Origin of the sequence: Kineosporia succinea, assembly GCF_030811555.1 — a bacterium.
GTDB lineage: Bacteria > Actinomycetota > Actinomycetes > Actinomycetales > Kineosporiaceae > Kineosporia > Kineosporia succinea.
Genome location: NZ_JAUSQZ010000001.1, coordinates 4601437 through 4615723, shown reverse-complemented (window position 1 = coordinate 4615723; position 14287 = coordinate 4601437). Strand labels below are relative to the sequence as shown.

Genomic DNA, 14287 nt, shown 5'->3' with positions numbered 1-14287 from the left:
CGGTGCTCACTCCCCCGTCAGCAACGACGCCTCACGCCGGGCCAGGTCGGCGGCCCCGACCAGCCCGGCCTCCGGCCCCAGGGCCGCCTTCACGATCGACGCGAACGGCCGGAACCCCCGCCCGGTCAGCGTCCGCCGGAACGACTCACGCGCCGGGGCCAGCAGCAGGTCGCCCGCGTCGGACACGCCCCCGCCGATCACGAACAGGCCCGGGTCGAGCGCGGCGGCCAGGTTGGCCAGGCCGATCCCGAGCCAGTGCCCGACCTCGTGGAACAGCTCGACCGCGGCCGGGTCGCCGTCCATCGCGGCCTCGGTGATGAGCGGCCCGACCAGCGCCGCGTGGTCACCCTTCACCCGCTGCACGAGCGGCACGGTGACCGGTGACCCGGCCGCGGCCATCTCGCGGGCCTCGCGGCCGAGCACGTTGCCCGAGGCGTACTGCTCGAGGCAGCCCCGGTTGCCGCACTCGCAGCGGCGTCCGTCGGGCACGACCACCATGTGCCCGAACTCGCCGGCCATGCCGTAGCGACCGCGCTGGATCACCCCGTCGAAGACCATGCCGCCACCGATACCGGTGCCGAGCGTGACCATGACCAGCCGCGACTCGGCCCGGCCGGCGCCGAAACGCCACTCCGCCCAGGCCGCCGCGTTGGCGTCGTTCTCCACGATCACCGGCAGCCCGACGGCCGAGGCGACGCCGTCGCGCAGCGGCTCGTCGCGCCAGGACAGGTGCGGTGCGAAGAGCACCCGGGCCCGGTCGGCGTCGACGAAGCCGGCGGCCCCGATCCCGACACCGAGGATCTCCCGGCCCTGGCGCAGTTCCTCGACCACGTCGGCGATGGTCGCCTCGACCACCCGGGCCGAGGCGGTGCGCGCCGGGGTGGCCCGCCGAGCCCGCGCGATCACCGCGCCGCTGGGGTCCACCACCCCGGCCGCGACCTTGGTGCCACCGATGTCGACACCGATCGCCAGCCCTTGCGAGACCGTGCTCATCGGGTGCGGGCCAGGTCGGCCGCACCGATGATGCCCGCGTCGTTGCCCATCTGGGCCGGGCGGATCTGCAGGTGCGGGCGGTTGGCGCCGCCGGACAGGTGCAGGGCGTAGGCCTTGCGGGCGGGCCCGAGCAGCAGGTCGCCGACCTCGGCCACGCCCCCGCCGATCACCACGACCGCGGGGTCGAGCACGTTGGCCAGCGCCGCGATGCCTTCGCCGAGCCAGCGCCCGAGCTCGCTGAACAGCCCGATCGCGGCCGGGTCGCCGGACAGCGCGACCTCGGTGATCATGCTGCCGACCAAGCCGTCGATCTTGCCGCCGGCCGCCTCGATCAGCGGCGCCGCGGCCTTCGGGTCGCGGATCGCCAGCTCGAACGCCGAGCGGGCGAGCGCCCGGCCGGAGGCGTACTGCTCCCAGCAGCCGGCCTGGCCGCAGCCGCAGGCCCGGCCGTTGGGCACGACCCGCATGTGGCCGATCTCGGCCGCGATGCCGTAGGCGCCGCGCAGCAGCCGGCCGTCGAGCACGATGCCGCCGCCCACGCCGGTGCCGACGGTGACCGTCGCGACGTCGGTCGAGCCCTGCCCGGCGCCGAAGCGGTACTCGGCCCAGGCCGCCGCGTTCGCGTCGTTCTCCACGATCACCGGCAGGCCCACGCGCTTGCCCACGATGTCGCCCAGCGGGTGCTCCCGCCAGGCGATGTTCGGCGCGAAGCGCACGGTGCTGCGGTGCTCGCTGACAAACCCGGCCGCGGCCACCCCGACCGCGGCGACCTGACGGCCCGCCTCGGTCTGCTTGAGCTTCTCCACGGCCTCGGCGATGCCGGAGTCGATCTCGTCGACGCTCTGAGGGGTCGGCACCCGTAGGCGCTCGAGAATCCGTCCGTCGGCGTCCACGACACCGGCGGCGATCTTCGTTCCGCCGACGTCCACCCCGATCGTCAGTTCCACTTCTCGAACCCCTGTCGTGCTCGGGTTCCGGACTCTCTCCGGAACGGTCTGTGCGTGGGACGCCCTCCGGCGGAGGCCGAAAGCCGGCGTTCAGTCGGAGACGTCGATCCGAACCGTAGTGGGCGGCGCCGGACGGCGGGTGGGCGCGGTCCCCCGATCACCCCGAACGGGCTCCTGGGGGGCATTCTCGCGCAGCGTCCGGGCCAGGTCGGCGGCCACCCCGGAGACCCGGTCGAGCAGGTCGGGCCCGTGGTCGCGCAGTGCCCCCACGCCCAGGCAGACCAGGCAGTCGTCGTCGGTGGCGAGCGCGTCCTGCAGCGAGGTCAGGGCACGGCCCCACTCCGGCGGCAGCGCGCCCGGTTCGAGGTGTCGGTGGCTCACGGCACCAGCCTCACACCCACCGGGCCGGGAACTGCGCCGGATCGGGAACGAAACGCACGGCCAGGGTTCCGTCACGCAGACTCGCGCCGGTCACCTCGCACCGGCGCAGGGCGGCGGGCAGATGAAGGACGCGTCGGTAGCCGGCCGCGGTGATCACCAGGTCGTCCCCACGGCGCCCCAGGTCGAGGTCGTCGCGCCGGGCCAGGGGCAGCGCCAGGTGCAGCGTGAAACCGGTACCGGTGCGCTCGATCCGCCCGTCCGGATCGACCTGACCCTCCGGAGCCGGCAGACCCTCCGGAGCCGACAGCCCGTCCGGCACCTCGAGGGCGGCCAGCGCCCGCACCCCGGCCGGTTCCCCGGGCGCGTACTCCACCCGCTGCACCGGAACCCCGAACGCGGAGGTCTCCTCCAGCAGCTCCTGCTGCCGATCCCGCCGGCTCTCCGGCCAGCCACCCCGGTCTCCCGGCACCCCGGGCGGGAAGACCTTGTTGGCGACCACCGCGTCCACCGTCAGGCCGGAGAGAACCAGAGCCGTGAACAGACGCCGGGAGTGCGCGAGCACCGTCGCCTCGGGCGTGAGCACGAGCCGCACCCGGGCGCCGGACAACATCGAGCGCACCGAGGCCAGCTCCCGGGCGAGGCCGTCGACGGCCGTCACCAGCGGGTCTCCGGTCATGCCGCGCGCGGTGAGCCGGTCGATGCGCCGCTCCATCGGCAGCAGGCGCAGCAGCAGACGCTCCAGCTGCGCGGGCACGGCGAACACCTCGAACGCCGCCGGGCAGTCGAGCACCACCAGGTCCCAGGGCCCGTCATGCACCTGCTCGCGCACGGCGACCAGGGTGAGCAGCGCGTCCAGCCCGGGCAGGTCGGCGAGGTCCTCGGCGCCGACCGGGTCCAGGCCGAGGTCGTCGAGTGCGGCGGGCAGCATCGTCCGCACCGGGTCCCACACCCGCGCGGCGACCTGCCGCGGGTCGATCCGCTGCGCGAACAGCCCGGCCGCCACCTCGGCCGGCTCGGCGCCGACCGACGTGGCGAGCACGTCTGCGAGCGAGGACCCGACCGACAGCAGAAGGGTTTTCAGTCCCTGACCGGCCGCCCGGGCCGCGGTCGCGGCGGCCGTCGTGGTCGTGCCCACCCCACCCTTGCCGGTGAACACCACGAGGCGCACGGGCGGCATCGGCTCAGGACTCCACGCGCTTCTTGAGCTCTTTGAGGGCCGTGTCGATGATCGTCTTCTCGGCCTTGCGACGCAGCATGCCGAGCATGGGCATCCGCAGGTCGATGGCCAGGCAGTAGGTGACCCTGGTGCCCGAGCCGCTGGGGGCCAGCCGGTAGCTGCCGTCCATCGCCTTCATCACGCCGGACTGGTCGAGCCTCCAGGTCAGCTCGCCGGTGCCGTCGGCCCCGGTGGCCCAGGAGTAGTCGAGCGAGTAGGTGTCGCGGACCGCCCCGGCGTCGAGCGTGAACCGCACCTTGGCGGCCCGGCCGTCGGGCAGGCGGTCCAGCACCTCGACCTCCTTCACGGCGCCGGTCCACTCGGGATAGCGCTCGAAGTCGGCGATGACCCCGAGGACGTTCCCGGGATCGGAGTCGATGACGACGCTCGACTCGGTCTGGTCGGCCATGCGGGCCTCTCTCTGGTGCGGCGGGGTTCCGAACGTTACCGGTACCTCCCATGCGTACCGCCACGCACGGTCGTCCCGCGACCGCAGTCGTCGCTCCGGCCGTGGGAGCAGCCGTGGGAGCAACCGTCAGACCAGCATGCCGAGCACGGTCAGTCCCGCCATCAGCAGCGCGAGCAGCAGCAGCCCCCCACCGAACGCCACCGCGTAACGGCCGCCCGGCAGCTGGGCCAGGGCCAGGTGCGCCTTCACCACCGCGAGCGCCGACGGGCTCCGGGCCTCGTCGGCCGCCAGCCCGGCGACCAGCTCGCTCGCCTGCCGTTCCTCGGCGCGCGCGGCACCGGCGGCCTCGGCCGGATCCCGGGGCTCGAGCACGTGGCGCCCCTTGCGCCGGCGTTCGGGGCGGGTGTCCGGGTTCTCGACGGTGGACGTGGTGGCCGGGGCGGGCGAACGGGTCGCCTCCGTGGCCGGGGTGGTTCCGACCGCGGGGTCGGTGCCCGCGGCGTCCACCGTCGGCTCGTCCCGGGGACCCGGCACCAACGGCGCAGGAGCAGCGACCGGGGCGGCGACCGGGGCGGCGACCGGGGCGGCGACCGGGGCGGCGACCGGGGCGGCGACCGGGGCGGCGACCGGGGCGGCGACCGGGGTCAGGCACAGCGAACACCAGTCGACGCCCTTCGCGATCCGGGCGCCGCACTCGCGGCACCGCTGGGCAGCACCGGTCGTCTGCGGTGGGGGCGGGAAGGCGGAGCCGGTCACGGCGACTTCCTCGGCCGAACCGGGCTCGGCCTTGAGCCGGTCGGGTGAGCCCGTGAGCAGATCGTTGCCGGATTCGCGGCCGGATCCGGGAACTCGAGTCGCGAAGTCCGGGCCTTCCGTCGCATTTGCCGCGCCCAGGGCGGAGAAGTCCCATACGACGCTCGGTTTTGCCCACCCGGACCAATAGGCTCATCGGTGTGCGCGAGATCATCGTCCCCCGGTCGTTCCACCTCGACGACGAGGAGAACCTGTGCGACATCGTCGTGGGCAACGCCGAGAAGCGTCCGACCCACGTCGCGTTCCGCCGGCAGGTAGCGGGCTCCTGGCAGGAGGTGACCTCCGCCGAGTTCCTCGGTGAGGTGGTGGCCGCCGCCAAGGGCCTCGTCGCCCTCGGGGTCCAGGCGGGTGATCGCGTGGCCCTGATGGCCCGCACCCGCTACGAATGGACCCTCCTCGACGCGGCCGTCTGGTTCACCGGCGCGATCAGCGTGCCGGTCTACGAGACGTCCTCACCCGAGCAGGTGCGCTGGATCCTGTCCGACTCCGGTGCGGTCGCGGTCGTGGTGGAGACCTCGGCGCACCGCGAGATCGTCGGGCAGCTGCGTTCCGACCTGCCGGCACTGCGCGAGGTGCTGACGATCGACGACGGCGCGGTGACCACCCTGGCCGAGCTCGGCGCGGAGATCCACGACGACGTCATCCACGAGCGGCGCCACGTGGCGAAGGCCGACTCGGTGCTGACGCTGATCTACACCTCGGGCACCACCGGCCGGCCGAAGGGCTGCGAGCTCACCCACCGCAACTTCGTCGCCGGGGCCCGCTCGGCCCTCGAGGCGTTCGGCGACCTGGTCGACCACCGCGCGCGCACCCTGCTGTTCCTGCCGCTGGCGCACGTCTTCGCGCGCTACATCCAGGGCCTGTGCATCGTCACCGGCGCCACCATGGGCCACACCCCGACCACCACCAACCTGCTCGCCGACCTCGACGGGTTCAAGCCGACCTTCCTGCTGGCCGTGCCCCGGGTCTTCGAGAAGATCTACAACGGCGCCGAGGCCAAGGCGACGGGCTCGGGGCGGGGCAAGATCTTCGGCCGGGCCACGCAGGTCGCGATCCGCTACAGCCAGGCGCTCGACGAGCAGGGCCCGGGCACCGCCCTGAAGCTGCAGCACGCGGTGTTCGACCGGCTGGTCTACGCCAAGCTGCGCCTGGCCACCGGCGGCATGCTGCGTGCGTCGGTCTCCGGCGGCGCTCCGCTGGGCCGCGACCTGGGCCACTTCTTCCGTGGCGCGGGCCTGCCGGTGATCGAGGGCTGGGGCCTGACCGAGACCACCGCGCCGGTCTGCTGCAACACCCCGGCCGGCAACCGCATCGGCACCGTGGGGCGTCCGCTGCCGGGCATGGGCGTGCGCATCAGTGACGACGGCGAGATCGAGGCCTACGGCGTCGGCGTGCTGCGCGGCTACCTGAACAACCCGCAGGCCACCGCCGACGCGGTGCACGACGGCTGGTTCGCCACCGGCGACCTGGGCTCGCTCGACGCCGACGGCTACCTCTCGATCACCGGCCGCAAGAAGGAGATGATCGTCACCGCCAACGGCAAGAACGTCATCCCCACGGTGCTCGAGGACTCGATGCGCTCGAACCCGCTGATCTCGCAGTGCATCGTGGTCGGCGACCAGAAGCCGTTCGTGGCCGCCCTGATCACGCTCGACGCCGAGATGCTGCCGACCTGGCTGAAGAACCGCGGCAAGCCCGAGGCCGACGTGGCCACCGCGGCGAGCGACCCCGACGTGCTGGCCGAGCTGCAGAGCGCCGTGGACAAGGCCAACACCCTGGTGAGCCGGCCCGAGTCGGTGCGCAAGTTCCGGGTGCTGAGTGTCGACTTCACCGAGCAGAGCGGGCATCTGACGCCCAAGCAGAGCCTCAAGCGCTCGGTGATCCACAAGGACTTCGCCGTCGAGCTCGACCAGCTGTACTCGTAGTGCCCTCGACGCCGTGGGGGAAATCCCCCACGGCGTCTGTGAAATCGGGCCGCAGTCCGCCACAAAGGCGACAGATTCCTCCCCGATCCCGGCAGTCCTGCCCGGACTGCTCCCCACATGGTGCAGACTGTCCGACACCGGAGGACTGCACCGAGTGAGCACGGGTGAGGAGGTACGGCCATGCGCCTGGCCCGACCCCCGAAGGCCGAGCGAGGCGCCGTCGCCGTCGAGTTCGCGCTCGTGCTGCCGCTTCTCATGCTCTTCCTGTTCGGCGTCATCCAGTACGGCTACGGCCTCTTCCAGCTGCAGTCGTTCAGCGCGGCCCTGAACGAGGCCAGCCGCCGCGCGTCCACCGGCGTCGCCGACTGCCCGGGTTTCGAGGGCCTGGTGCAGCAGACGGTCAGCGCCAACGGCCTGAGCCCCGACGACGTGGCCGGCGCCCGGCTGGAGTGGCTCACCCAGAACAACTCGGTCACCACCGTTCCCGAGCGGGTGCTCGGCCAGGTGCGGATCACGGCCACCTACAAGCCCTTCGACATCGGCATCCCGCTGATCCCGTTCCCCGACACCATCACCCGCAGCTCCACCAGCACCGTCCAGAGCGTGCTCAACGCCGACCTGGCGAGCTGCGGCGGCTGACGTGAGGGCCGTTCGTGACGACGCCGGAGTGATCGCGATCGTGGTCACGCTGGCCATCTCCACCTTCCTGCTCGGCGTCGCGGCGCTCGCCGTCGACCTGGGCCAGGCCTACCTGAGGCAGAACGACCTGCAGTCGCTCGCCGATCGGCTGGCCCTGGCCGGTGCCCGGGGGCTGCCGGTGATCACCGAGCCCGAGGGGGCACTCGACCAGGTCACCACCACGCTCACGAGCATCTGCGCGAGCGGTGAGGAGAGCGGCGAGGTCTGCTCCGTCACCGCAGACCAGTGGACCGACGGCGACGAGTCCAACGGCGAGATCACCTTCTTCGCCGACTCCGACCGCGACGGGCAGGTCTCCCCCTCCGACGCGGTGAGCGACCTGAGCACCGCGAGCCAGGCCCTGCGGGTGCTGCTGCCGCCCGCCACCGTGCAGTTCGGGCTGGCCGGGGCCCTGGGATTCGGCTCGGCCAGCATCCAGCGCGCGGCCTCGGCCCGCATCGGCACCCCGCTCGGTTCCGGCTTGCTGCCGTTCGCGCTGACCAGCACGAACCAGGGCACGTTCTGCGTCACCGACAGCCCGACCAGCAGCCCGTCCAGCAGCCCGTCCAGCAGCCCGACCAGCACGCCAACAGGCACCCCGGGCAGCTACGGCACCACCACGTCCCCCGTTCGCCTGGTGCTGAACAGCGGCTTCGCCGACGGCGTTCCGGTCACCGGCGCCGACGCCTCGCTCAGCCTCACCTCGTCACGCTGGGGTTCGTTGCGCGATGTCACTTTTCACCAGCGGACGAGCGGTAGCGAGAGCGCGCCGGTCACCTCCCGCACGGGCTGGCGCACGTACCGGGTGACGGTCCCGGCCGGCTCCCCCGGCACCACCGTGGAGATCTGGGCGACGGGCCGCCAGGGCCGTTCCCCGTCCACCGCTTTCACCACCACCCCGATCACCCTCACCTACGCGGGCACCGCGGCCACCCCCGGCGCCGGCGCCTGCACCGACCCCCTGCTCACGGTGCCGTCGGGCGCCTCCCTGGAAGAGACCCTGCGCACCGGGGCCACCCTCGCGACCGACTGCGCCACCGCATCCGCCATCTGCCTGACCGGGAACCTGACTGCCGCGAGCGGACTTTCGCAGGCCCTGACCTCGGGCCTGCTGACCGGTGACGGCAACCGCCCGGGCCGCCTGATCGGCGACACCGGCAACGGCACCTACACGGTGGGCTCCTACGACGGCATCGACGCAACCGACCTGTTCGGCAGCCCGCACCTGACCGACGAGCGGTACTCGGGCGGCCAGTCGCTGAAGGCCGCCCTGAGCTCGGGACGCGCCGCGACCCCGGCCGAGCGCGGCTGGATCACCGCGGCAGCCGTGCGCAGTCACCGGCTGGCGGTGGTCCCGGTCGTCGACCCCACCGAAACCCCGGCCATCGTCACCTCTTTCCGTTATGTCTGGATCGGTACGGATTCGGCGGATCGCGGACTGCTCTGGGAGTCAGGCACTCTCACGGGCTTCGAGGGTTACGTGATCGACCCGGGCTACCTCCCCGCGACCGTGTCCGGTTCGGGCACGGTCGGTCCCTACCTTGGGTCCGCTATGCCCAAAGAAGCTCTGCTAACACCTGATCTGGGCGGTAGCGCGGGGTGATCGTTCACACACGAAAGCCCCCCGGACCGCCACTGTCCGGACTCGGGATGCGACAGAATGCAATCCGGGCGCCTCACGGCGACCGCACGACACGAGCATGAGGGGACGGGCCGGACGGGCATGGGACGACGCACGCTGCTCCTGATCACGTCCGTCCTGCTGGCCGCGGTGGGCACCGCGATGGTCGCGCTGTACGTGCGCACCGCCGACGACCGCGCGGCCGGCGGCGAGACCACGGCGCTGTACGTCGTGGCCCGGCAGGACATCTCGGCGAACGCCACCCTCACCGCCGCCGACCTGACCGTGCGCGAGATGCGCGTGAGCGACCAGCTGACCAGCAACACCACCGACCTCGACGCGGCGGTCGGCCGGGTGGCCACCGCGGCGATCCGGTCGGGGGCGACCATCGACACCCGCGACCTGCGCGAGCCGGGAGCCCTGGCCGAGGGCGCGATCCGGCGCGACGAGCTCGGCATCGACGTGCAGCTGCAAGACCCCAACCGCGCGGTCAGCCTGCTCGGCGTCGGGTCGACGGTGCGCATCTTCCACCTCGACGAGAACGGTGACGCCCAGGTGCTGGTGCAGAGGGCGCGCGTGATCTCGATCGGCGGCTCGCTCGACGACTCGGCGGCGGCCGGGCCGGACGGCACGAACAGCGTCGGGGCGACCACGGTTCCGCAGGCGGTGGTGGGCCTGTCGGTGAGCGAGTCGATCGCGAAGACCATCGCCGGGGCCACCCTCAAGCAGGAACCCCTCTACTTCACCGTGATCCCGAGCTCCGGGGACGGCTCCTGATGCGGGGCACCGCGGTCGTGTTCGACCCGCACCCCCCGGCCGGCGCCGCCCTGGCGGCCGAGACCGGCGGCCGGGGGCCGGTGTTCAGCGACGTCGTCGACCTGCGCGACCACGTCGGCGTGATGTCCGACGACGACACCCTGGTGCTCGGGCCGCACGTCAGCGACGACGAGGCGTTCGACGTCGCCCAGTTCACCCGGGCGCAGCGGCCGGGCGTCGAGGTGATCCTGGTGCGCCGCGAGATCACCACCGGGCTGCTGCAGGAGGCCCTGCGGGCACGGATGTCGGCGGTGGTCGACTACCGCGACACCGTGCAGCTGCGCAGCGAGGTGCGGCGCAGCCTGAACCGTTCGCCCGAGACCGGGCCGGGCGAGAAGCCGGGACCGCGCCGGGGCCGGGTCCTCACCGTGTTCTCGGCCAAGGGCGGCAGCGGGAAGACCATGCTGGCGGTCAATCTCGCCGCCACGCTGGCCGACCGCGGGCACCGCCAGGTCTGCATCGTCGACCTGGACCTGGCCTTCGGCGACGTGGCGATCGCGATGCAGCTGTTCCCGGCCCACACCATCGCCGACGCGGTGCCGCTGGGCGGCGAGATCGACTCCTCGGCGGTGGCGGCCATGCTCACCCAGCACTCCGCCGGGCTCAGCGCGATCGTCGCCCCGACCGAGCCGAGCACCGCGGAATCCATTCACCCGAAGCTCATCTCGCACCTGCTCGACGTGCTGCGCGACGAGTTCGACTACGTGGTGGTCGACACCCCGCCCGCCTTCGACGACCAGGTGCTGGCCGCGCTCGACGTGTCCGACCTGATCACCCTCATCGTCACACCCGACGTGCCGGCGCTGAAGACGCTCAAGATCACCGTGGAGACGCTGATCGAGCTGGGCTACCCCCGCGACCGGCTGCGGCTGGTGCTGAACCGGTCCGACTCCCGGGTGGGCATCAGTCACGCCGAGGTGGAGAAGACGGCCGTGATGCCGCTGGCCGGGCAGATCCCGAGCTCGCGCGACGTGCCCTCGTCGGTGAACCGGGGTGTGCCGATCGTGCAGGACGACCCCCGGCACCCGGTCAGCCTGGCGATCGAGCAGTTCGCGCAGGACGAGGTGATCGGCGTGGGCGACGGCACCCCGCGCCGGAGGCCGAGGAAGCGAAGGTTCCTGCGATGAGCCCGGTGACACGCACGCGCCCGGTGACAGCGCCGCACCCGGCCGCTGAGGGGTTCCGGCGATGAGCCTGGCCGACCGCCTGGCCCAGGCCCGGCTGGAGCGCACCGAGACCACCCGGCACCCGGCCCGGCCGGAGAGCACCCGGGTCAGGCCCGACGACCCGTTCGCCCCGCTGCGCCGCACCGTGCACCAGCGGCTGCTGGAGAGCCTGGGCCCGAAGCTCTACGACTCGCAGCTCAGCCAGTCCGAGCTGGAGCAGCGCGTGCGCGCCAGCCTGGCCGAGGCGCTGCAGGCCGACCAGATCCCGCTGACCGTGACCGACCGGGCCCGCATCGCGCAGGAGATCGCCGACGACATCCTGGGCTACGGCCCGCTCGAGCCGTACCTGCGCGACCCGGAGATCACCGAGATCATGGTGAACGGGCCCGACCAGATCTACGTCGAGAGGCGGGGCCAGATCTTCCCGGTGGACGGCCGTTTCGCCGACGAGGCGCACCTGCGGCGCACCATCGACAAGATCGTCGGGCGGGTCGGGCGCCGCGTCGACGAGGCCAGCCCGATGGTGGACGCGCGGTTGCCGGACGGCTCGCGCGTCAACGCGATCATCCCGCCGCTGGCGGTGGACGGGTCGCTGCTCACCATCCGCAAGTTCTCCACCGACCCGTTCGAGGTGGACGACCTGATCCAGCTCGGCACGATGTCCCGGGCGGTCGCCGAGGTGCTCGCCGCGTGTGTCCGGGGGCGGCTGAACATCCTGGTCAGCGGCGGCACCGGGGCCGGCAAGACCACCACCCTGAACGTGCTGTCGGGCTTCATCCCGGAGACCGAGCGGGTCGTCACCATCGAGGACGCGGCGGAGCTGCAGCTGCGTCAGCAGCACGTGCTGCGCCTGGAGTCGCGCCCGCCGAACATCGAGGGCAAGGGCGAGATCTCGATCCGCCAGCTGGTGCGCAACGCGCTGCGGATGCGGCCCGACCGGATCATCGTCGGCGAGATCCGCGACGCCGCCGCGCTCGACATGCTGCAGGCGATGAACGTGGGCCACGACGGCTCGATCTGCACCGTGCACGCGAACTCCCCGCGGGACGTGCTCTCCCGGGTGGAGACGATGGTGCTGATGGCCGGTATGGACCTGCCGGTGAAGGCGATCCGCGAACAGGTCTCCAGTGCCCTCGACCTGATCATCCAGCAGGCCCGCTTCCCCGACGGCACGCGCCGCGTCACCGCGGTGACCGAGGTGGTGGGTATGGAGAGCGACGTGATCACGATGCAGGACATCTTCCGCTTCGACTACTCCGGGGCCGGTGACGCCGTGGTCGGCGAGCTGCGCTGGACCGGGATCCGCCCGGTCTTCCTCGACAAGCTGACCCGCTCCGGCGTGCACGTGGACATGCGCGCGTTCGGCACCTACCAGCGCTCCGTGAGGTGAGGGGATGCTCCTCACCGGCCTGTTCCTCCTGTTCGCGGCCCTGGCCGTCCTGATCTTCGTCGCCACCGGCGCCCTCACCGGCGCCGGCCGCCCGGAGTCACCCGTGCTGCGCCGCATCGCGGTGTACTCGGTGACCTCCCGCCGCCCCGAGCCGCTCTCGGTCACCGAGGACACCGCGTCCGCACTCGGCGACGGCCCGCTGACCCGCTCGGCGGTCGGGCTGATGCACCGGGTGGCCCGCAGCGGGCGCCTCGACCGGGCGCTCGACGGCCGGCTGGAGTCGGCCGGGCTGCCGCTGCGCACCGCCGAGTGGATGCTGCTGCACGTCACCGCCACCGTCGGCACCGCGCTGCTGTTCGCCGTGGTCTCCCGGGGCCGCCCGGCCGCCGCCGTGCTCGGCCTGCTGCTCGGGCTGGCCGTGCCGTGGGGCGTGCTGATGGCGGCCCAGGCCCGGCGCGAGGCGAAGTTCCTGGCCCAGCTGCCCGACACGCTGCAGCTGCTGGCCGGGAGCCTGGCCGTGGGCTACTCGCTGCCGCAGGCGATGGAGTCGGTGGTGCGCGAGTCGCACGCCCCGATCCGCGGCGAGTTCAACCGGGCGCTGGTCGAGACCCGGCTCGGCATGCAGGCCGAGGACGCGCTCGACGGGATCGCGGCCCGCACCGGCAGCCGCGACTTCTCCTGGGTGGTGATGTCGATCCGGATCCAGCGTGAGGTCGGCGGCAACCTGGCCGAGCTGCTCACCTCGGTGGCCGGCACCCTGCGCGAGCGGGAGCGGCTGCGCCGTCAGGTCTCGGCGCTCGCCGCGGAGGGCAAACTCTCGGGCATCATCCTGGCCGCGCTGCCGGTGGTGTTCGCGCTGTACCTGATGCTGGCCCGCCCCGAGTACATCGACCCGCTCTTCAGCACGCCGCTCGGCCTGGGCCTGCTCGGCCTCGGCGCGGTCCTGCTGGCCGTGGGCGGGTTCTGGATGTCCAAGGTGATCCGGGTGGACGTCTGATGCTGCTGGCGATCGGGCTCGTCGTGCTGTTCGCGGGGCTGGCCGGGGCGTTCGCCGCCCTGCTGCTGGCCGACCGGCAGCGCCGTGACGCCGGCGCCCGGCAGGCCCTGCTGGAGAACTTCCGGGCCACCCCGGCCCCGATGCGCCAGACCGAACTCGAGGTGCCGTTCGCCGAACGGGTGATCGCGCCCCTCACGCGGCACTTCGCGGTCGCCGGGCGCCGTCTCACCACCGACGGGCGCATCGAGCGCATCCGCACCCGTCTGGACCTGGCCGGTAACCCTCCGCGCTGGGACGTCGACCGGGTGCTCGGCCTGAAGGCCCTCGGGCTGGTGACGGGGGCGTTACTCGGGCTGGCCCTTCCTCCCCTGTTCGGAGCAGGGGCCCGTGGGACGCTGCTCACATTCAGCGGACTCTCAGCCCTCGGGTGGTTCGGTCCCTCCCTGTGGATCTACCAGGTCGGTTACGACCGCACCGAGCTGGTGCGGCGAGAACTGCCCGACGCGATCGACCTGCTCACCATCTCCGTGGAGGCCGGCCTGGCCTTCGACGCCGCGCTCGCCCAGGTGGCCCGGAGCAGTGACGGGCCGCTCGCCAAGGAGCTGTTCCGCGTGCTCCAGGAGATGCAACTGGGCACCGGCCGGCTCGACGCGCTGAGGGCCCTGGCCGATCGCACGGATGTGGAGGAGTTGCGGATCTTCGTGGCAGCTATGGTTCAAGCCGATACGTTTGGAATCCCCATCGCCAACGTGCTGCGCGTGCAGTCGAAGGAGATGCGGGTCAAGAGAAGCCAGCGGGCAGAGGAGAAGGCTCAGCAAGTGCCGGTCAAGATTCTCTTCCCACTGATTTTCTGCATCCTGCCGGCCTTGTTTATCGTGGTCATGGGTCCGGCCGGGATCAAGATCTTCGAACAGTTCCGAGGTGTGTGAGGGCGG

General features: G+C 72.5%; 14 protein-coding genes. 8 read left to right on the top strand and 6 right to left on the bottom strand.

Annotated features, from left to right (window positions below; all coding sequences use genetic code 11):
- Positions 1-6 precede the first annotated feature (6 nt).
- The 6 genes from J2S57_RS20085 to J2S57_RS20060 all read right to left on the bottom strand — a co-directional run bounded on the left by J2S57_RS20085 (position 7) and on the right by J2S57_RS20060 (position 4702).
- Positions 7-993, bottom strand: coding sequence for an ROK family glucokinase (locus tag J2S57_RS20085; RefSeq protein ID WP_307245271.1), 987 nt, complete (start codon positions 991-993; stop codon positions 7-9).
- Positions 990-1940 carry an ROK family glucokinase gene (locus J2S57_RS20080; protein WP_307245269.1) on the bottom strand — a complete coding sequence of 317 codons (951 nt, stop codon included), beginning with the start codon at positions 1938-1940 and terminating at the stop codon, positions 990-992. Before J2S57_RS20080 ends, J2S57_RS20085 begins: the two co-directional genes overlap by 4 nt.
- Positions 1941-2030: 90 nt before the next feature.
- Positions 2031-2321, bottom strand: coding sequence for a hypothetical protein (locus J2S57_RS20075; RefSeq protein WP_307245267.1), 291 nt, complete (start codon positions 2319-2321; stop codon positions 2031-2033).
- Positions 2322-2331: 10 nt separating this feature from the next.
- Positions 2332-3498, bottom strand: a complete 1167-nt coding sequence (locus J2S57_RS20070) for an ArsA family ATPase (RefSeq protein ID WP_307245264.1) — start codon at positions 3496-3498, stop codon at positions 2332-2334.
- Positions 3499-3502: 4 nt separating this feature from the next.
- On the bottom strand, positions 3503-3946 hold the full coding sequence (locus J2S57_RS20065; RefSeq protein WP_307245262.1) for an SRPBCC family protein: 444 nt from the start codon (positions 3944-3946) through the stop codon (positions 3503-3505).
- 126 nt (positions 3947-4072) lie between these two features.
- Positions 4073-4702: a hypothetical protein gene (locus J2S57_RS20060; protein ID WP_307245260.1), complete on the bottom strand. Its 630-nt coding sequence runs from the start codon at positions 4700-4702 to the stop codon at positions 4073-4075.
- Between the two features lie 197 nt (positions 4703-4899).
- On the opposite strand from J2S57_RS20060, the gene J2S57_RS20055 reads away from it, so the two are divergent.
- The 8 genes from J2S57_RS20055 to J2S57_RS20020 all read left to right on the top strand — a co-directional run bounded on the left by J2S57_RS20055 (position 4900) and on the right by J2S57_RS20020 (position 14281).
- Positions 4900-6684, top strand: coding sequence for an AMP-dependent synthetase/ligase (locus J2S57_RS20055; protein ID WP_307245258.1), 1785 nt, complete (start codon positions 4900-4902; stop codon positions 6682-6684).
- A gap of 180 nt (positions 6685-6864) precedes the next feature.
- The gene (locus J2S57_RS20050) at positions 6865-7323 is read left to right on the top strand and encodes a TadE/TadG family type IV pilus assembly protein (RefSeq protein WP_307245257.1); all 459 of its coding nucleotides are present in this window, start codon (positions 6865-6867) and stop codon (positions 7321-7323) included.
- Between the two features lies 1 nt (position 7324).
- Positions 7325-8965, top strand: coding sequence for a TadE/TadG family type IV pilus assembly protein (locus tag J2S57_RS20045; RefSeq protein ID WP_307245255.1), 1641 nt, complete (start codon positions 7325-7327; stop codon positions 8963-8965).
- A 120-nt stretch (positions 8966-9085) separates the two neighbouring features.
- Entirely contained in the window at positions 9086-9760 is a 675-nt protein-coding gene (locus J2S57_RS20040) for an SAF domain-containing protein (protein WP_307245253.1), read from the top strand.
- On the top strand, positions 9760-10926 hold the full coding sequence (locus J2S57_RS20035) for a CpaE/TadZ family protein (RefSeq protein WP_307245251.1): 1167 nt from the start codon (positions 9760-9762) through the stop codon (positions 10924-10926). The genes J2S57_RS20040 and J2S57_RS20035 overlap by 1 nt, the downstream gene beginning before the upstream one ends.
- 61 nt (positions 10927-10987) lie before the next feature.
- Complete coding sequence (locus J2S57_RS20030) at positions 10988-12355, top strand: TadA family conjugal transfer-associated ATPase (protein ID WP_307245249.1); 1368 nt, start codon at positions 10988-10990, stop codon at positions 12353-12355.
- A gap of 4 nt (positions 12356-12359) precedes the next feature.
- Positions 12360-13352 carry a type II secretion system F family protein gene (locus J2S57_RS20025; RefSeq protein WP_307245247.1) on the top strand — a complete coding sequence of 331 codons (993 nt, stop codon included), beginning with the start codon at positions 12360-12362 and terminating at the stop codon, positions 13350-13352.
- Positions 13352-14281, top strand: a complete 930-nt coding sequence (locus tag J2S57_RS20020) for a type II secretion system F family protein (protein WP_307245244.1) — start codon at positions 13352-13354, stop codon at positions 14279-14281. Before J2S57_RS20025 ends, J2S57_RS20020 begins: the two co-directional genes overlap by 1 nt.
- The last annotated feature ends 6 nt before the right edge of the window (positions 14282-14287 follow it).